At 74.2% G+C, this 17,747-nt stretch carries 20 protein-coding genes; 14 read left to right on the top strand and 6 right to left on the bottom strand.

The genetic code is table 11. The features are described 5' to 3' along the window. Positions 1 to 89 precede the first annotated feature (89 nt). The 9 genes from ACN27C_RS02055 to ACN27C_RS02015 all read left to right on the top strand — a co-directional run bounded on the left by ACN27C_RS02055 (position 90) and on the right by ACN27C_RS02015 (position 6,202). The gene (locus ACN27C_RS02055) at positions 90 to 320 is read left to right on the top strand and encodes a hypothetical protein (protein ID WP_151500045.1); all 231 of its coding nucleotides are present in this window, start codon (positions 90 to 92) and stop codon (positions 318 to 320) included. Then, complete coding sequence (locus tag ACN27C_RS02050; protein ID WP_422750299.1) at positions 317 to 559, top strand: DivIVA domain-containing protein; 243 nt, start codon at positions 317 to 319, stop codon at positions 557 to 559. Before ACN27C_RS02055 ends, ACN27C_RS02050 begins: the two co-directional genes overlap by 4 nt. Beyond that, positions 552 to 806 (top strand): hypothetical protein, encoded by a 255-nt coding sequence (locus ACN27C_RS02045; RefSeq protein ID WP_422750298.1) that lies wholly within the window; start codon positions 552 to 554, stop codon positions 804 to 806. Before ACN27C_RS02050 ends, ACN27C_RS02045 begins: the two co-directional genes overlap by 8 nt. Positions 807 to 946: 140 nt before the next feature. Next, positions 947 to 1,774 carry an SAM-dependent methyltransferase gene (locus ACN27C_RS02040; protein ID WP_121684531.1) on the top strand — a complete coding sequence of 276 codons (828 nt, stop codon included), beginning with the start codon at positions 947 to 949 and terminating at the stop codon, positions 1,772 to 1,774. A gap of 121 nt (positions 1,775 to 1,895) precedes the next feature. Continuing rightward, complete coding sequence (locus ACN27C_RS02035) at positions 1,896 to 3,188, top strand: AAA family ATPase (RefSeq protein WP_422750297.1); 1,293 nt, start codon at positions 1,896 to 1,898, stop codon at positions 3,186 to 3,188. 75 nt (positions 3,189 to 3,263) lie between these two features. Further along, positions 3,264 to 3,518, top strand: a complete 255-nt coding sequence (locus ACN27C_RS02030) for a hypothetical protein (protein ID WP_120571454.1) — start codon at positions 3,264 to 3,266, stop codon at positions 3,516 to 3,518. A gap of 55 nt (positions 3,519 to 3,573) precedes the next feature. After that, positions 3,574 to 3,879, top strand: coding sequence for a DUF6403 family protein (locus tag ACN27C_RS02025; protein ID WP_422750296.1), 306 nt, complete (start codon positions 3,574 to 3,576; stop codon positions 3,877 to 3,879). Further along, entirely contained in the window at positions 3,876 to 5,225 is a 1,350-nt protein-coding gene (locus ACN27C_RS02020) for a hypothetical protein (RefSeq protein ID WP_120573949.1), read from the top strand. Before ACN27C_RS02025 ends, ACN27C_RS02020 begins: the two co-directional genes overlap by 4 nt. Further along, entirely contained in the window at positions 5,222 to 6,202 is a 981-nt protein-coding gene (locus ACN27C_RS02015; RefSeq protein WP_422750295.1) for a hypothetical protein, read from the top strand. Before ACN27C_RS02020 ends, ACN27C_RS02015 begins: the two co-directional genes overlap by 4 nt. Positions 6,203 to 6,229: 27 nt before the next feature. On the opposite strand, the gene ACN27C_RS02010 is transcribed toward ACN27C_RS02015, so the two are convergent. Both ACN27C_RS02010 and ACN27C_RS02005 read right to left on the bottom strand, forming a co-directional pair. Continuing rightward, a complete protein-coding gene (locus ACN27C_RS02010; RefSeq protein ID WP_422750294.1) occupies positions 6,230 to 6,796 on the bottom strand; it encodes a snapalysin family zinc-dependent metalloprotease in 567 nt (188 codons plus the stop codon). Between the two features lie 67 nt (positions 6,797 to 6,863). Then, positions 6,864 to 7,634 carry an SDR family oxidoreductase gene (locus ACN27C_RS02005; RefSeq protein WP_364808063.1) on the bottom strand — a complete coding sequence of 257 codons (771 nt, stop codon included), beginning with the start codon at positions 7,632 to 7,634 and terminating at the stop codon, positions 6,864 to 6,866. Between the two features lie 99 nt (positions 7,635 to 7,733). Here ACN27C_RS02005 and ACN27C_RS02000 point away from each other — a divergent pair, with 99 nt between their 5' ends. The 5 genes from ACN27C_RS02000 (at position 7,734) to ACN27C_RS01980 (ending at position 13,568) form a co-directional block, all read left to right on the top strand. Then, the gene (locus tag ACN27C_RS02000) at positions 7,734 to 8,582 is read left to right on the top strand and encodes a helix-turn-helix transcriptional regulator (protein WP_422750293.1); all 849 of its coding nucleotides are present in this window, start codon (positions 7,734 to 7,736) and stop codon (positions 8,580 to 8,582) included. 133 nt (positions 8,583 to 8,715) lie between these two features. Beyond that, positions 8,716 to 9,429 carry a hypothetical protein gene (locus tag ACN27C_RS01995; protein WP_422750292.1) on the top strand — a complete coding sequence of 238 codons (714 nt, stop codon included), beginning with the start codon at positions 8,716 to 8,718 and terminating at the stop codon, positions 9,427 to 9,429. A gap of 13 nt (positions 9,430 to 9,442) precedes the next feature. Beyond that, the gene (locus tag ACN27C_RS01990) at positions 9,443 to 9,703 is read left to right on the top strand and encodes a hypothetical protein (RefSeq protein ID WP_091418956.1); all 261 of its coding nucleotides are present in this window, start codon (positions 9,443 to 9,445) and stop codon (positions 9,701 to 9,703) included. After that, positions 9,700 to 10,107: a hypothetical protein gene (locus ACN27C_RS01985; protein WP_091418959.1), complete on the top strand. Its 408-nt coding sequence runs from the start codon at positions 9,700 to 9,702 to the stop codon at positions 10,105 to 10,107. The genes ACN27C_RS01990 and ACN27C_RS01985 overlap by 4 nt, the downstream gene beginning before the upstream one ends. A gap of 44 nt (positions 10,108 to 10,151) precedes the next feature. Next, on the top strand, positions 10,152 to 13,568 hold the full coding sequence (locus ACN27C_RS01980) for an ATP-binding protein (RefSeq protein ID WP_422750291.1): 3,417 nt from the start codon (positions 10,152 to 10,154) through the stop codon (positions 13,566 to 13,568). Between the two features lie 45 nt (positions 13,569 to 13,613). On the opposite strand, the gene ACN27C_RS01975 is transcribed toward ACN27C_RS01980, so the two are convergent. The 4 genes from ACN27C_RS01975 to ACN27C_RS01960 form a co-directional block, all read right to left on the bottom strand. Further along, positions 13,614 to 14,468: an ABC transporter permease gene (locus tag ACN27C_RS01975; RefSeq protein WP_120571449.1), complete on the bottom strand. Its 855-nt coding sequence runs from the start codon at positions 14,466 to 14,468 to the stop codon at positions 13,614 to 13,616. After that, a complete protein-coding gene (locus ACN27C_RS01970) occupies positions 14,465 to 15,478 on the bottom strand; it encodes an ATP-binding cassette domain-containing protein (RefSeq protein WP_120571448.1) in 1,014 nt (337 codons plus the stop codon). The genes ACN27C_RS01975 and ACN27C_RS01970 overlap by 4 nt, the downstream gene beginning before the upstream one ends. A gap of 288 nt (positions 15,479 to 15,766) precedes the next feature. Next, positions 15,767 to 16,750, bottom strand: coding sequence for an aldo/keto reductase (locus tag ACN27C_RS01965; RefSeq protein WP_120571446.1), 984 nt, complete (start codon positions 16,748 to 16,750; stop codon positions 15,767 to 15,769). Between the two features lie 109 nt (positions 16,751 to 16,859). After that, positions 16,860 to 17,714 carry an aldo/keto reductase gene (locus ACN27C_RS01960; RefSeq protein ID WP_422750290.1) on the bottom strand — a complete coding sequence of 285 codons (855 nt, stop codon included), beginning with the start codon at positions 17,712 to 17,714 and terminating at the stop codon, positions 16,860 to 16,862. Positions 17,715 to 17,747: the final 33 nt, after the last annotated feature.

The following is a 17,747-nucleotide window of genomic DNA, read 5'->3' as shown; positions in this document are numbered from 1 at the left end:
CGGTGGCACCGCGTCCCCCGATCGCGGCTCCCGCCGTCCCCGCCCGCCCCGGCGCCACTCCACCAGATCCAACCCGGAGGCGCCTGCCGATGTCCGTCGTACTCGCCGACTTCCCCGTCCTCACCCCGGTCACGGACGAGGACGTGCTCGTCGCCGCGCTGGCCGTGCGCGTACACGTACCCGAGCACTGGCCGCAGGGACCGCTGTGCCGCAGCGAGCGCGTCCCGTACCCCTGCCGGCTGGCCCGGTGGGGGAGGGCGACGCTCGCCGCAGCCGGGCTGCCCGACGAGGCCGTGGCGGCCGGGACGGCGGCGTCGTGATCTACATGACCGGGGAGCGGGTGCAGGCGTACCAGGTGCGCAGTGCCTTCTTCGACACCCGCTGGCGTGGGCTGGACCCGGCGCAGGTGCACGACTATCTGTGCCGGGTCGCCGACGAGATGGATCGCCTGCACCGGGAGCTGACCACGGCCCGCACCGAGTCGGAGCGGGTCCGCCAGGCGCTGCGGCAGTGGCAGTCCCGCCACAACGGCTGCCGGCGACGCGGCCACGATGGCTGAGCCGCGCTGGATCGTCCATCTGCCGACCACGCTGACCACCCGGCACGCTGCCGTCGAGCTAGCCGCCGCGCTCGCCCGGTCGCTCGGGCACCTGGATGCCGTCGACTTCGGTGAGACGACGCTCAGCGAGGAGGATGCGCAGCACCTGCGGTACCGGGTCTGGTGTGACATGCGGTTGCCCGGCGGCGGGCGCTGCGGACAGCGGGATGGTCACGACGGATCGTGCGGGGCGATGGAGCTGCGCTGACTTCGGCGTGTCGATCGATGAACGTCCTGGTGGCGGCCGGGTCCGTTGGGAGCGGTCCCAAACGGGGCGACCATCCACCCTGTACGGTCGCTACACTCCCCGAAACGCCCGGAAACGCCACACGGAGTCTGGAGACGCCTGTGACCCGCGACAAGGCCGCACCGCCCGGAATCGACGTCACCATTCCCAGCGTGGCCCGGGTCTACGACTACTTCCTGGGCGGCAAGGACAACTTCGAGGTCGATCGCAAGGTCGCCGAGCACGCCCTGCGGATCACGCCGGACGGGCCGGCCGCCGGTCAGGCGAACCGGGCCTTCCTGCGCCGGGTGATCCGCCACTTGGTGACCGAGGAGGGCATCGACCAGTTCCTCGACATCGGGTCGGGCCTGCCCACCCAGGGCAACGTGCACGAGGTCGCCGTCGAGCACAACCCGGCGGCCCGTGTCGTGTACGTGGACAACGACCCGATCGTCCTGGCGCATGGGCGCGCGCTGCTCGCCGCGGAGGGCACCGCGACGGTGATCCAGGCCGACATCCGGGAACCGGAGGAGATCCTCAACGACCCGGACGTCCGCCGGTTCCTCGACTTCGACCGCCCGATCGGGCTGCTGCTGTTCGCGATCCTGCACCACATCGGCGACGACGAGGACCCGCGATCGGTCGCGGCGGCGCTGATCGACGCCCTGCCGTCGGGCAGCTACGTCGCGATCTCGCACTTCCGTGACCCGGGTGAGCGGGATCCGGAAGGCTCCCGCAAGGCCCGCGAGGTCGAGCGGGTGTTCAACGAGTCGCTCGGTACCGGCCGCTGGCGTACCGACGAGGAGATCCTCGCCTTCGCCGACGGGCTGACGGTGCTGGAGCCGGGCCTGGTGCCGCTGGCCGAGTGGCGTCCGGACCCGGACGCGCCCGCCCAGCAGCAGACCGACACCTACCACACGTTCGTCGGACTGCTCGCCCGCAAGCCGTAGGCGCCTGCCCGCGGGCACCGCGGGCCCCGGGGTGCGAAGGAAGCGCAGGTGCCGGAGCCGCGCCGAGGTGGCGCGTGCTAAGAAAGGGCCCCGCCTTCTTCGAACCCAGGAAGGGCCCGCCGTGCACGAAGCCGAGCAGGTGATCCAGCGTGTACTGCGGGATCTGCGCGACGGCACGCACCGTGGCGTCGTGGTGGACTCGCCGCCCGGTGCCGGGAAGTCGACCCTCGTCGTCCGCGCCGCGATCGAGACCGCCGCCACCGGCGATCCGCTGATGATCGTGGCGCAGACCAACGAGCAGGTCGACGACCTCATCGACCGGCTCGGCCGCAGGGCGCCGGAGCTGCGCGTCGGGCGGCTCTCCGCGACCGACTACCGGCCGACCGAGCGGGTCACCGCCCACCCGGCGGTCCGCGTCGCCGCGAAGGTCGCCGACCTGGGCGGGCCGGCGGTCACCATCGGTACGGCGGCCAAGTGGGCCACTGTCACCGAGGGGAGCTGGCCCTGGGCGATCGTGGACGAGGCGTACCAGATGCGCGCCGACGCGCTGCTGCGCGTGGCGGGACGGTTCGAGCGGGCGCTGTTCGTCGGCGACCCCGGTCAGCTCGATCCGTTCAGCACCGTCGAGACGTTCCGCTGGACCGGCCTGACCTGGGATCCGATGCAGTCGGCGGTGGCCACGCTGCTGCGGCACAACCCGGAGCTGCCGGTGCACCGGTTGCCGGTGTCGTGGCGGCTGCCCGACTCGGCCGCCCCTGTCGTCTCCGCCGCGTTCTACCCGTTCACCGGGTTCCGCGCCGGTACCGGACCGGCCGACCGGGCGCTGACGTTCACCGAGCCCGGCGCGGGTGACGCCTACGACGCCTCGGTGGAGGTGGCCGCCGCCACCGGCTGGGCGTTGCACGAGCTGCCGGCCCGGCACACCGTGCGTACCGATGGAGAAGCCGCCGCGGCCTGCGCGGAGCTGGCCCTGCGGGTGCTGCGGCGCGGCGCGGTCGCGGTCAGCGAGGCCGCGCCCGGCGGCGCGCCGGTCACCGCGGACCGGATCGCCGTCGGGGCCGCGCACCGCGACCAGGTCGCGGCCATCCGGTCCCGGCTGGGCGCGGCCGGGGCGGGCATCACCGTGGACACCGCCAACCGGCTCCAGGGCCGGGAGTACGACGTGATGATCGTGCTGCACCCGCTCTCCGGCCGGCGCGACGCCACCGCGTTCCACCTGGAGTCGGGGCGGCTGTGCGTGCTGGCGTCACGGCACCGGCACGCCTGTGTGGTGGTGGCGCGGGCCGGGATCGGTGAGCTGCTCGACGCGTATCCGTCGACCGAGCGGGTGCACCTGGACGTGCCGGTGAAGTTCCCCGACGGGTGGGAGGCCAACCAGACGGTGCTGACCCACCTCGATGCCCACCGGGCATGACGAGGGGCCGTCGCGGCAGGATCGGCGGACCGTTCGGATCTTCCGGCGTTCGCGGCCGGTGGGCACGATGGCCGGATGCATCCTCACGATCCCTATCAGCAGGATCCGTACCAGCACCAGGCGTACCAACAGCAGGCGTACCCGCAACAGCCGTACTATCCGCCGCCGGCGTACGTGGAGCAGCCGAGCGAGGGGATGGGCCGGTGGGCGATCGTCCTGTGGGTCACGGTGCCGGCGCTGCTGGTGATCCTGTGCTGTGCCGGATGCGTCGTCTCCGGGTTCGCGGGCGGGTTCATGGAGGGCTTCAACGAGGGCTACGAGTCGTCGTAGGTCGCACCGCCGCCCTCGGCGCGCGGCGCTGGCGGCGGTGCGTTAGACAGGGATCATGACCGCGAGCGTGCTGCCCTGGCTGGGCTGGGGTGTGGTGGCGGTGGCCGCCGGTTTCCTCGCCGCGTTGCTGCCCCGGCGCCGCGCCCGGGCCGAGGGCCGTCGGATCGCCTGGTCGTCGGCGCGGGCGGCGATCCACGACGCCACCGTCAGCCGGGACGCGTCCCCGGCTACGGTGCCGGAGGCCGAGCGGCTGCTGGCGCACGCCGAGCTGCTCGCCGCCGGACGCGGCGGCGCCGACGCGGCCTACGCGGCGGCCGAGCACGCCCGCCGCGCCGACGAGCTGTGGCGGGCCGGGCGATGACGAGGGTACGCCGGGAGCTGCTGCGCTGGTCGCTGCTGGCCGCCGCGGCGGCCGTGCTCGTGGTGTTCCTGGTGGCGCAGCGGCAGAGCGTGGAGGTCAGCTACGGGCGTTCCCCGTCGACGGCCGCGCTGCCCGAGGGCTCGGCCGGGGAGCTCAGCGACGCGAGCGTGCCCTCGGTCGAGGAGATGACCGCGCTGGTCGCCGCCGACCCGGTGGTCCGGCTGCCGGGTGCTGTCGCGCGCTGGGACGAGCAGCGGGTCCGGGCCGCCATCGGTGACCGGGGCACGCGCATCCTGGTCGCCCCGCCCGGTCTGGACGAGGCCGAACGCCGGCGGGTGAAGGACGTGGAGAACGCCGAGATCCGGATCGTCGGCACCGAGGTCAGCGGCGGGCTCTACGTGGCCTCGCCGGACGACCTGCCGGGCTGGCGGGCCCGGTTCGCCACCGGCGACGTGACCGGCTCGGTGCTCGCGCTGCTGGCCGCGCTGCACGACCAGCCGACCCCGCCGGACGGCGACGACCTGCGCTGGCGGGAGCCGACCGGCCCGGAGCTGGCCCCGGTGGTCGCGGCGCTGCGCGCCACCGGCCGGTACGTGGGCACCGGCGCCACGCTGCCCGAGCTGCCGGAGAAGGCGGCGAGCGCCGCGTTCCCGGACGGCGCCTGGTTCGTGGTGCTGCCCGCCCAGCCGTACGGGGAGCCGCTGCCCGCGTACGGGCCGGCGCTGCACCGGCTCGCCCCGGACCAGCCGCTCGTGGTGATGTACGGCGACTGGATCGAGTACCACGGTCCGGGCGCGGCGTCGTTCGCCGAGGTGGCCGGCGCGAGCTTCTACGCCCAGTTCGGCAGCCGGCTCGGCCGTTACACCTATCCGCAGCAGAACGTGCTCGGCGCGTATCTGGCCCAGGTCACCGACGTGCGGTACGCGGGGCTGTTCGACCGTCCGCTGCCGTACCGGCCGTTCGACCCGCTGCGGGTGGCGTTGCCGGCGCTGCCCTGGATCTTCGCCGGGTGCGTGGCGGGTTTCGTGGTGCTGTCCATCCGTACCGTGCGGGCCTCCGGCCGCCGCCCGGCCGACGTCGGTCCCGGTGGCACGCCGGCCCGGCTGGCCGGGCTCTCCGCGCTGGCTGTCGAGTTGTCGCTGCTCACCGACGCACGTAGCGACCCGGCGCTGGTCCGGGGCGTGGGCCGGTTGCGGGCGGCCCGGGACGCGTTCGACGAAGGGCTGCCCGACCGGCACGTACGCGAACTGCTGGCCGACGCGGCGGCCGAGCTGGACGACGTGGCCCGGGACGTGCGGATGCCCGGCTACCGGCCGGACGTCTACCTGCGGGCGAGGCTGTCGTGAGCCGCGTCGCGACGCGTCCCGAGCGGGCGGCGGCCGGTCGGGGCGTGGCGGCGGCCGGCCCGCGCCGGCTGCTCGGACGCCTGGTCGGTACCGCGTTCGGCCGGGCGGTGCTCGCCTGCCTGGCGCTGGCCGGCTGGGCTCTGTGGACCGGCGGCGTCCTGGACGGTCCGGCCGCCCGGCAGGTACGCGGCTCCTCGGTCTACGCGGCGCCCGGCGTGGACCTGGACCGGGCGGCCGCCGAGCGGGTCATCGGCAACCGGCGGCTGGTGGTGCTGATCATGGAGCCGGGCGCCGACCTGCGGGAGGCGTGCGACGACACCGAGCGCGCCACGCAGGGCACGCTGGTGCTGGCGATGAGCCGAGACGGCGAGGACTGGGACACGTACGGCTGCTCCCGCCTCGGCGGCGACGGCGCGCGTGACCTCGGGCGGGCCATGGTCGCCGAGACCACGATCAGCCGGGGCGCCGACGCGTTCGTGGACCGGCCGGTCGAGGCGCTGAAGGTGATCGTGCTGAACTACGACCGGCTGGTCCGGGCCGGTCTGGTGCCGGACGGTGCTCGTACCATCAGCCCGTCGCTGCCCCGGTACCTGCTGGCCGGCGGCGCGGTGGCCGGGGTCGTGGCCGGCGCGGCGGTGCTCTGGTTCGGTGGGCGGCGGGCCGGTCGGCTGGCCGACGCCCGCCGGGCCGGGCGGGACGCGCGCGCCGACGAACGGGCCGCGCTCGGCGCCGCCACAGCGGTTCTCGCCCAGCAGATCATCGACCTGGACGAGCGCGTCGGGCCGGTCGCCCCGGCGTACCGGCGGCTGGCCGCCGACTACGTCGGCCTGCTCGACGAGGTGTCCGAGAAGGACGGTAACGCCGAGGCGCCGCGCCGGCTCCGGGAGCGGGTCGAGGAGCTGAGCCGCCGCGCGGCGGACCTCGCCGACGACGCCGCGTCCGGCCGGCGCGGGACGCGCGGACGGGGCCGGCGGTGAGCCGCCGACCCCGTCGTCAGTGCGTCGTCAGCGCTGGGCGCCCACCGTCGAGGCGGCCGGCCAGCTGCCGGTGAAGACCTGGGCGGGCGTCGCGCTGCGGGCGGCGAAGCCGAACAGCGAGTCGACCCGGGCGGCCTCGGTGGAGCTGGGGTACGGGTTGGTGCAGCTCGTGCCGGCGCTGCCACCGGACATCAGGATGGCGCAGTTGCCGTTGTAGTTGTCCGGCAGGCCGAGGATGTGGCCGATCTCGTGCGTCATGATGCGCAGTGCCGAGTACTGCTGGGCCTGGTTGTAGTCGATCACCACGCGGCCGTTGCCGAGGCTGGTGCGCTGGGCGTAAGAGCCGCCGCCGTAGGTGTAGGTGATCCGCAGGTTGGACCCGCACTGGGCCATGTTGATGTTGTTCGTGTAGTTGTTCCAGATCGCCGCCGCCTGCACCGCCGTGTTGGCGAACGGGCCGGCCTGGCTGATGTTGTAGCAGACGTTGCGGACGGCGGCGAAGGCCGGAGCCGGGTTGACGGCTACCGCACCGAGCGCTGCCAGCGTCGCGGCCGCGAGGGTGGCGAGGATCCGGGACAGCTTGAGGTGACGCATGGTTCACACTCCTTGGGATGGGGGGTGAGCGGAACGCCGCCAGCCTATAGATAGCTGTCTATCGATATCAAGAGGTGGACGCGTGCGGATCGGACGCGTTCACGGCGGCGACGACCTCGTCGTAGTCGCCGCGCGCCTCGGCGTGGCGGAGGAACTTCACCCGCTCGACCTGGATCTCCGTCGCGTCCGGCTGCGCCTCCAGCAGCGCCACCACCTCGCTCACGAACTCGTCCAGCGGCATGGCAGTCTCGTTGCTCTCGTGGCCGGGCAGGAGTTCGGTACGCACCGCGGGCGGCACCAGTTCCAGCACCCGCACGCCGGTGCCGGCCAGGTTCAGCCGGATCGACTCGCTGAGCATGTGCACCGCGGCCTTGGAGGCGTTGTAGCTCGGCGTGACCCGCAGCGGCACGAACGCCAGGCCGGACGAGACGGTGACGATCGTGGCGTTCCCGCGCCGCCGCAGGTGTTCGACGAAGGCGGCGATCAGCCGGATCGGGCCGAGCACGTTCGTGGTCACCACCTCCTCGGCCGAGGCGAGGAACGTGTCCGGCGAACGCCAGTCCTCGATCCGCATCACGCCGGCCATCGTCACCAGGACGTTGAGATCCGGGTGCTTCGCCAGCACCTGGTCCGCGGCGGCGGCGATGCTCGCCGGGTCGGCGGTGTCGATCGTGACGGTGGCCAGGCCCGGGTTGGCGGCGGCGATCTCGTCGAGCAACTCGGTACGCCGGCCCCCGACGATCACCGTGTTGCCCCGGTCCCGCAGGGCGAGCGCCAGGGCCAGGCCGATCCCGCTGGTGGCGCCGGGAATGAAGATCGTGTTTCCGGAGATGTCCATGCGGCAAGCCTGCGGCGTCCGGCGGGGCGGGTGAAGAGACCGCTGATCGGGGGATCGCGGATCCCTGGTTCCCGGCGGAGCGCGGCGGATACTCGGATCATGGACCGCCAAGCCCTGGCCGAATTCCTGCGCCGCCGCCGCGAGGCGCTGCGCCCCGGCGACGTCGGACTACCGGAGGGCGCCCGCCGCCGGGCGCCCGGCCTGCGGCGGGAGGAGGTCGCGTCGCTCGCCACCATGTCCACCGACTACTACACGCGGCTGGAGCAGCGGCGCGGCCCGCAGCCGAGTCCGTACATGCTCGGCGAGCTGGCCCGGGCGCTGCGGCTCACCGCGCACGAGCGCGCCTACCTGTTCCGGGTCGCCGGGCACAGCCCGCCCGAGACGGTCGCCACCAGCGGGCACGTCGCGCCGGCACTGCTGCGGGTGCTGGACCGGCTGGCGGACACGCCGGCGCTCATCCTGTCCGACCTCGGCGAGACGCTGGTCCAGAACCGGTTGGCGGCCGCGCTGTTCGGGGACCGCTCCGGCCACACCGGGCTCGCCCGCAGCGAGGTGTACCGCTGGTTCACCGACCCGGCCGAGCGGGAGCACTATCCGGTGGAGGACCGTGACCGGCAGAGCCGGGCTCAGGTCGCCAACCTGCGGGCCGCGTACGGATCGATGGGGCCGCGGTCCCGCGCGGGCGAGCTGGTGCGAGCGCTGCGTGCGGCCAGCAGCGAGTTCGCCGAGTTGTGGGAGCGGCACGAGGTGGCGCAGCGCTTCGCCGACCACAAGACGCTGATCCACCCGGAACTCGGACCGATCGAGCTGGACTGCCAGGTGCTGTTCACCGAGGACCAGTCGCAGGCGCTGCTGGTGCTCACCGCCGCGCCGCGCAGCGAGGCCGAGGAGAAGCTGCGGCTGCTCGCCGTGCTCGGACACGAGCGGTTCCCGTCCACCACCGCGTGAACGCGGCACAGGAACCGTCGTTCACGCCGCCGGGTATCCCCGGTTTTCCTGTCGACCTCCCGTCACGCAGGGTGTTTTTCTGATCGCTTCCGGTCGATAGCGTCGGTCCACTGCCGTCGACGAAGGGCCGACGATGAACGACAACGGACAACCGCTCGACCGTCGGCGACTGCTCGCCGGCGCGGCGGCGGCCTCGGCGGTCACAGTGACCGGCCTGGCCGTCGCCTCCACCACCGGCGCCGCGGCGGCCGCACCGGGCCGCCCCGCGACGCCGCTCGTCACCCGGGACCGCATCGCCACCGCCGCGCTGCGCGCACCCGACGGGTCCGCGCTCCCGGTCGCCGTCCAGGCCGACTTCCACGCCCGGCTCGCCGCCTGGCTGGCGTTCTGGTCGGCGAACTCGCCGTCGGCCTGGAGCGTGCCGGTGCAGGTGGTCGCCCGGATCGAGGCGGGCGGCGACGCGCTGGTGCTGCACGGGATCCGGCACCGCCGCGACGACGAGCTGCGCGCCGGCTTCGCCGCCGGCCGGCGCGACGCCACCCACCTGGCCACGCTGGCCAGCCTGCACCACCACTTCCCGAGCGTGCGGGTCCGCCCGGACGGCACGATCCGGGTCGCCGACGGACCCGCCGGGTTCACCGGCGCGCCGGAACAGGTCGCCTTCGCGGTCGCCGCCTGCCGCGAACTGTGGGGCGACGCGGCGGCGACCGCCGACCGCTGGACGGAGCACGCCGCCCGGGTGCTCGCCCGCGCCGGGCACCGCACCGACGCCGCCTCGCACGCCGGCTGGGCGGCCTTCACCCGCACCAGCCTGCGTCGCGGGCTGGGCACCGAATCGTACGAGTGACCGGAGGTAGCACATGGCCCGCAACGAGTTCCGCTTCGTGGTCGACGGCGTCGACCTGAGCCCCGAGCAGCAGACCCTGATCGCGGCGGAGATCCAGAAGGCCGGCCTGGCCGCGCTGCGTACCGCCGACGCCAGGCTGACCAACCCGCTGACCGTCGGCCACGGCAACATCAAGCTGCGTCCCGAGTGGTACGGGCTCTGGGTCATCGACGGCCCGTTCGCCCAGGACCTCGGGCAGAAGATCAACGACATCGGGTTCTGGATCCAGCGGTGACCGACGCCGCCCGGCCGGCCGGCACGCCGGAGCGGATGTGCCCGAGCACCCCGGCGTCCAACGCCACAGTGTTCCTCGGCATGATCACTCCGGCGGGCCGGGTGGCCTACGTGACTCCGGCCGTACCGGCCGAGGTGGCGCTCGCCGGGCTCGGTGACTCCGACGAGCCGATCGAGTCGCGGGCCCGGCTCGCCGGCCCGTGCGTCACCTCGTCCTGCGGCTTCTGGACCGGCTCGCACTGCGGGCTGGGCGCCCGGATGGCCGCCTCGTACGCCGAGACCGCCCCGCCCGCCGAGGAGACGCTGCCGAAGTGCGCGATCCGGCGTACCTGCCGATGGTTCGCCGAGCAGGGACCGGCCGCCTGCCCGGCGTGCGCGCACGTCGTGACCGACGCGCGGCTCTGAACGCGTCCCTGTTTGTCGGACCCTTCGACTAGCGTCGTGAGGTCATGGAGCCGAGGTTCGGCGAACACATCATCGGGCGGGAGCATCCCGCTGCGCTGCTGCGCGCTGAAGTGGCCCGGCTGGTCGACAGCCACGGCGGTCTCGTCCTGGTCACCGGCGAGCCGGGCATCGGCAAGACCACACTGGTCTCGGCCGCCGCCGACGAGGCCCGCCGCGGCGGAGCGCTGGTGCTCGGCGCCGCCTGCTGGGACTCCGACACCGCCCCCGACTACTGGCCCTGGGTGCAGGTGCTGCGCCGCCTGGCCCGGTCCGCCGACGACCCGCGCGCGGTGCGGGAGGCAGCCGACGCGGGCCTGGCGGCGTTGCTGGGCGAGCACGCGGCGGGCGACGCTCGTCGCGGTGGGCCGGCACCGGGAGGCGACGTGGCGGCCGAGCCGGGCGACATGCGCGCGGCGGGCGACATGACCGGGCCGGGCGACATGACCGGGCCGGGCGACGCGGCCGAGCCGGGTGACGCGGGCCGGGCCGAGTTCGACAGGCACGACGCGGTGACCGCCGCCCTGGTCGCCGTCGCCCAGCACCGGCCGGTCGCCGTGATCCTCGACGACCTGCACTGGGCCGACCCGGCGTCGCTGCGGCTGCTCCAGTTCGTCACCCAGCACGCCTGGTTCGAACGGTTGCTGCTGATCGGCACCTACCGGGACGCCGAAGTCGAATCCGGCGAGCACCCGCTGCGGCAGTTGCTGCTGCCGCTGACCGCCAAGGCCACCACCGTCACACTCGCCGGGCTGGCCCGCGCCGAGGTGGCCGCGCTGATGGCTCGCACCGCCGGCCGGGAGCCCGCGGCGAGCCTGGTCGACGAGGTGCACCGGCGCACCGGCGGTAACCCGTTCTTCGTGGAGCAGACCGCCCGGCTCTGGCACACCCACGGCCTCACCGACACCGTCGCCCCGGGCGTGCGGGAGGTGGTGCGCCGCCGGCTCGACCAACTGCCCGCCCCGGTGGTCGAGGCGCTCACAGTGGCCGCGGTGCTCGGTCGCGAGTTCGACAGGCTGACGCTCGCCGCCTGCGTACCCGCTCCCGTCGCGCAGGTCGACCGGCTGCTCGGCCGCGCCGCCGCGGCCCGGCTGGTGCTGCCCCGCAGTGACGGCCGGTTCGTCTTCGTGCACGACCTGGTCCGCGAGACGCTCTACGACGGGCTCGCCGAGGACGAGCGGCGGGCCCGGCACGCGGCTGTGGTCCGGGCCGTCGACCGGTCGGACGCGCTCGCCGGCCCGCTCAGCCCGGCCCACCTGGCCCGGCACGCCTGGCTGGCCGGCGCCGAGCTGGAGCCGGAACGCGCCGGTGACCTGCTGCTGGCCGCCGCCCGCGACGCCGGGGGCCGGATCGCGATAGACGAGTCGGTACGGCACTACCGGCGCGCGCTCGAACTGACCGGCGAGCCCGGCCTCCGGGTCCGGGTGCTGCTGGAACTGGCCGGGCTGCTGCACCACGCCGGCCCGCCGGCCGAGGTCGAGCGGCTGCTGGCCGAGGCCGCCGCGCTGGCCCGGGAGCTGCCCGATCCCGGCGTGCTGACCCGGGTGGCGCTCATCGCGCACCGGCAGCACTCCGCCACCCGCCGCCGGCTCGACGCCGCCGAACTGGTCCGGGAGGCGTACCGGCGGTTGATCGCGGAGCCGGACCCGGAACGCCCGGTACGCGCGCTGGTCACCGACCTGATCACCGCCACCGAGACGCTCGCCCGGCACGGCCGCGACGACGAGGCGCTCACCTTCAGCCTGTGGGCCCGCCACGACACCACCTGGGGTCTCGGCACCGCGCAGGAACGGGCCGTCGTCACCGCCGAGATCCGGGAGGTGGCCCGCCGCAGCGGCGACCGGGAAACAGAGCTGTGGGCCACGGCGCTGCGCTGGGTCGCGCTGCTGGAGCTGGGCGATCCGGGCTACCGGCAGGAGCTGACCGCGTTCGTGACCGGCGCGCGACGCGACGACGTGGCCCGGCAGCGGGTGGCGGCGATCGCGGACACCGCCATCATTGCCGCCTTCCAGGGCGACCTCGCCGCCGCCGAGGCGGGCTTCGCCGAGGCGGAGAGCTACCGCGAGCCGGGGCACTCCGACCACGCGTTCATGACGCACCACATGCGCTGGTCGATTCTGCTGCTGTACGGCCGCCTCGCCGAGGCCGAGGCGGTGCTCGACCGGGTGGGCACCGGGCACCCGCAGGCCGAGCTGCTCCGGGCGATCACCGCCGCCGAGCGCGGCGACGCGGCCACTGTGCTGCGGCTCACCGCCGCGATCGAGGCTGCGGGCACCGCGTACCCCCGGTCGGTGTCGCCGTTGTGGCTGCGCCTGCGGGCGCAGGCGGCGGCCGTGGACGGCGACCCGGCGCGGTGCGCGGCGGTGCGGGCCGACCTGGCCCCGCACCGCGGGCAGTGGGCGGCGGCGTTGTTCGGCTGCGACATCGGCGGCCCGGTCGACCTGTGGCTGGGCGGTGTGGACGCGGCCGAGGGCCGGTGGGACGCGGCGGTCGACTGCTACGCGGCGGCCCGGGAGGCCGCCGACCGGCTGGGCGCCCGGCCCTGGTCGGTGCTGGCCCGGGCCGGTCTGGTGGGCGCGCTCGCCGGGCGGGACGGTCCGGGCGACGCGGCCGGGGCGCGGCGGCTGCGGGCCGAGACGGTGGCCGAGGCGCGGGCGCTGGGCATGGTCCAGGTGGTGGACCGGCTGGGCGCGGCGGATCCCGCCCCGGCGGCGGCGTCCGCCCTGGTCGCGCCCCCGGCCGCCCGGCTCGGCGCGGGCGCCCCGGCGCTGGTCGCCGCGTCGTCGCCGGCCGGCCGCCGGACCGCGTCGGGTCTGTCCCGGGCGGGTGTGGTCCACGGGCGGTCGTCCGACCCCGGCGCGGGCGGTGCGGACGTGGTCCGGCCCGAGTTCCGGCCGGACGGGCCGGTGTGGCGCCTCGCGTACGACGGCGTCGTGGTGCACCTGCCCGACGCCAAAGGGCTGCACGACCTGCGCCTGCTGCTGAGCCGGCCCGGCGCGGACGTGCCCGCCGTCGAACTGCTCGACCCGGCGGCCGGACCGGAACTCGTCGCCGCGCGCCGCCTCGGGGCCGACCCGGTGCTCGACGACGAGGCGAAGGCCCGCTACCGCCGGCACCTGCGGCGGCTCGACGACGAGATCGACCGCGCGGCGGCCCGCGACGACGGGCGGCGGCTGGCCGAGCTGGACGCCGAGCGCGCGGCGCTGCTCGACCAGTTGCGGGCCGCCGCCGGGCTGGCCGGGCGCACCAGGCGTCTCGGTGACCAGGCGGAACGGGCGCGCAAGGCGGTGACCGGCCGGATCCGGGACACCCTGCGCCGCATCGACGAGCGCCATCCGGCGCTCGCCGCCCACCTGCGCGAGTCGGTCACCACCGGCGGCGCCTGCCGCTACCGGCCGGCCGAGCCGGTGCCCTGGCGGCTCTGACCGCCGAGGTGGCGGGGCCGCGCGGACCCCGCCACCGTCGTCACGTCAGCGGCGGTTGTAGCGGTACATCGTCAGCGTGCCGAACACGACCACGAAGAGGACGCTCCAGAGCAGCATCCACATGGTGCTCGGGCCGTCCATCGAGCCGGCCATCGCCGCGCGCACCGAGGTCACGAGCTGGGTGATCGGGTTGACCTTGACGAACGCCTGCAGCCAACCGGGCATGGTGGACGGGTCGACGAACACGTTGCTCAGGAACGTCAGCGGGAACAGCACCATCATGCTGGTCCCCATCACCGACTTCTCGCTGCGCAGCACCAGGCCGAAGAACGTCCACACCCAGGAGAACGCGAACGAGAAGACCACCAGCAGCCCGATCCCGGCCAGCACCCCGAGCAGCCCGCCGTCGGGACGGAAGCCGAGCACCACGCCCACGGTCAGGATGACCACGGCGGCCAGGACGTAGCGCAGCACGTCGCCGAAGATCATCCCGACCAGCGCCGCGGGCCGCCAGACCGGCAGCGTACGGATCCGGTCGAAGACGCCCTTCTCGATGTCGCTGTTCAGCCCGACCCCGGTGTACATGGTGATCATCACGACGCTCGTGACCATGATGCCGGGCAGGAAGAACTGGAGGTACGCACGCGGGCTGTCGGCGAGCGCGCCACCGAACAGGTACGTGAACATCAGCACCATGATGATCGGGAACGCGGTCACGTCGAACAGCTGCTCCGGCACGTGCTTGATCTTCAGCAGCGCGCGCCAGCCGAACGTCAGCGACGCCGACAGCGCGCTGGGCCGGGCCGGCCGCTCGGCCGGGGCGAGGACAGTGGCCAGCGCCTCGGCGGACGGCATGTAGACGGACGGCGCCCGCCCGGTGGTGATCGCGGTGTCGCTCATCGCGCCGCCTCCAGTTCGTCGTCCCGCTCGTCCGCCGGGACGGCCGGGTGGTCGGTCAGGGCCAGGAAGACCTCGTCCAGGCTGGGCTGGCCGAGGGAGAAGTCGTCCACCACGATGCCGGCGGCGGCCAGCTCGCCGAGCGCCCGCGCGGCCTGCGTACCGGCCTCCAGGTCGGTGCCGTGCTCGCCGACGCGGGCGGTCAGCGCCGCCGGGTCCGCGGCGAGCTGCACCGGTACGCCGAGCGACGTGCGCAGCACCTGCTCGGCCTGCGGACGCTGCCCCGGATCACGCAGCCGGATGTGGACGCTGCCCGCGCCGATCGACGCCTTCAACTCGCCCGGGGTGCCCTCCGCGATCACCCGGCCGTGGTCGACCACAGCGATCCGGCCGGCGAGCTGGTCCGCCTCGTCCAGGTACTGCGTGGTCAGCAGCACAGTGGTGCCGTACGCCACCACCGCCCGCACGATCGCCCACACCTGGTTGCGGCTGCGCGGGTCCAGCCCGGTGGTCGGCTCGTCGAGGAACAGCAGATCCGGGGTGTTGAGGATGCTCGCGGCGATGTCGATGCGCCGCCGCATCCCGCCGGAGTACTTCTTCACCTGCCGTCCCGCCGCCTCGGTCAGCCCGAACGCGGCCAGCAACTGCTCGGCCCGGTCCCGGGCGCCCGCCCGGCCCAGCCCGAGCAGCCGGCCCAGCAGGACCAGGTTCTCCGCCCCGGTCAGGTCCTCGTCCAGCGAGGCGTACTGGCCGGTCAGGCTCACCCTGGCGCGCACCGCGTCGGCGTCACGCACGACGTCGTGCCCGAAGACCCGGGCCGTGCCGCCGTCCGGGCGCAACAGCGTCGCCAGCACCCGTACGGCGGTGGTCTTCCCGGCGCCGTTCGGGCCCAGCACGCCGTAGACGGTGCCGGCGGGAACCCGCAGGTCCAGCCCGTCGAGTGCCCGGGTCGAACCGAAGGACCGGACCAGGCCCTCGGCCTCGACGGCCAGGCCGGTGTTCCGGTTGCTCATGAATCGCTACCTCTCCTCGTCGGTGTCCTCGACAGGCGGCGTGCCGCCAGACCGATCGCCTGTTTCAACGAGGCCGGTAAGCCGTAGTCGTGCCGGCCTCACCCCGGAGGCGCCAGACGGCCTGCCAGATCCGATCTGGCGGTGGCGATTCCCGGCCGACGGTGGCCGGTACGGGAGGAAGGCGGGGTCATTGAAGCCGACAAAGGCCCGTCGTGTCCATCGTCCGAAGAGTGGCCCCGGTCGAGCGGCACGGACCGGGTGGCCGACACGCCACCCGGCCCGTGCCGGTCAGCGTGCCGAGTCCAGCCGGGTCCGCTGCTCGGCGGTCAGCTCCAGGTCGACAGCGGCCAGGCTCTCCTCCAACTGCGCCACCGAGGAGAAGCCGACCAGCGGAATCGACGGCTGGTCCCCGCCCATCAGCCAGGCCAGCACCACCTGGTTCACTGTGGCGCCGGTCTCGGCGGCGACCGCCCGCAGCGCCGCCAGCCGGGCCGGGGTGGCGGGCACCACGTACTCCTCGCCGAGCCGCTCCGGCCGGACGTACGCGCCCTTCAGCAGCGGCGAGTACGCGACCAGCGTGAGCTGCGGTTCCGTACGCAGGTAGCTGAGCAGGTCGGGGCCGACCCAGCCGACGTCGCCGTCCGGGTCCAGCTCGCTCGGCACGTCCAGCCGCCGGGGCAGGTAGCTGCGGTGGTACTGGAGCACCTCGTACCCGGGCAGGCCGGCCGCGGCGGCGAGCGCGCGGGCCCGCTCGACCCGCCAGGCGCGGTGGTTGCTGGCGCCCAGCAACCCGACCGTGCCCTCGGCGACCAGCTCGGCGAAGCCCTCCACGGTCTCCCGCATCGGGATCGTCCGGTCCTCGATGTGGGCGTAGAGCAGGTCGATCCGCTCGACGCCGAGGCGCTCCCGGCTGCGCTCGGCGGACTCGCGGATCACCTTGGCCGACAGCCCTTCCGGGTTGTCGACGTAGCTGGTGCCCGGCGCGAGCGGGCGGGCACCCAGCTTCGTGGCGATGACCACCTCGCCGCCGATGCCGCGGCTGCGCCGCCAGCGGCCGAGCAGCTCCTCGCTCTCGCCACCCTGGCCCCCGTTGTGCCAGAAGGCGTAATTGTCCGAGGTGTCGATGAAGGTGCCGCCCGCCTCGACGTACCGGTCGAGGATGGCGAACGAGGTGGCCTCGTCGGTGGCGGTGCCGAACAGCATCGCGCCGAGACTGAGCACGCTGACCTCGCGGCGGGTGGCCGGGTCCGTGCCGATGGTGCGGTAGCGCATGTCTTCCTCCCCGTCGGAGCTTTGCCGGTCACCCTGCCCCTTCGAGTGCGCGCGAAGTCAACAAGCGGAGGGGCCCCGGTCTCCCGGGGCCCCTCCGACGTGCGACTGCTCAGTTCGGGATGTAGTCGAACTCGTCCGGGTTCGGGCCCGTCCGGCCGGCCTCGCCCTGGTCCAGCGAGGTGAGCCGCTCCATCGCGGCGTCGTCGAGCGTGAAGTCGAAGATCGCGAAGTTCTCCTCGATCCGCTTCGGGGTGGTCGACTTCGGGAAGACGATGTCGCCGCGCTGCACGTGCCAGCGCAGCACCACCTGGGCCGGGGTCCGGCCGACCTGCTCGGCCACGTCGACGACTGTCGGATCGTCGAGCACCTTGCCCTGCGCGATCGGCGACCACGCCTCGGTGAGGATGCCGTGCGCCTTGTCGTACGCCCGCACCTCCTCGTTGCCGAGGTAGGGGTGCGCCTCGATCTGGTTGACCGCCGGCACCACGTCCGCCTCGGCGGCCAGCCGCTCCAGGTGCGCGACCTGGAAGTTGGACACGCCGATCGACCGTACGGTGCCCTCGCGCCGCAGGTCTTCGAGCACCTTCCAGGTGGAGACGAAGTCGCCGTCGTAGCGGGTGGGCAGCGGCCAGTGGATCAGGAACAGGTCGAGGTAGTCGAACTTCAGCTCCCGCAGCGACTGCTCGAACGCCTTGCGGGCGTCGTCCGGGCGGTGGAAGCCGTTGTTCAGCTTGCTGGTGACGAAGACCTCGCCGCGGTCCAGCCCGGAGGCGCGCAGCGCCTGGCCCACCTCGGCCTCGTTGCCGTACATCTGGGCGGTGTCGATGTGCCGGTAGCCGACCTCCAGCGCGGTGCCGACCGCCCGCACGGTGTCCTTCGGCTCGATCTGGAAGACGCCGAAGCCGAGCTGCGGGATGGTGTTGCCGTCATTGAGTGCGATGTCCGGAATGCCGTTCTGGGCCATGAGAGCCTCGTCTCCGATCGTGCGGTGCCCGGG

This window comes from Micromonospora sp. WMMD1219 (assembly GCF_049315215.1).
Taxonomy (GTDB): domain Bacteria; phylum Actinomycetota; class Actinomycetes; order Mycobacteriales; family Micromonosporaceae; genus Micromonospora; species Micromonospora tulbaghiae.
The sequence above is the reverse complement of the archived record's forward strand: the minus strand, read 5'-3'. Positions and strand labels throughout refer to the sequence as shown.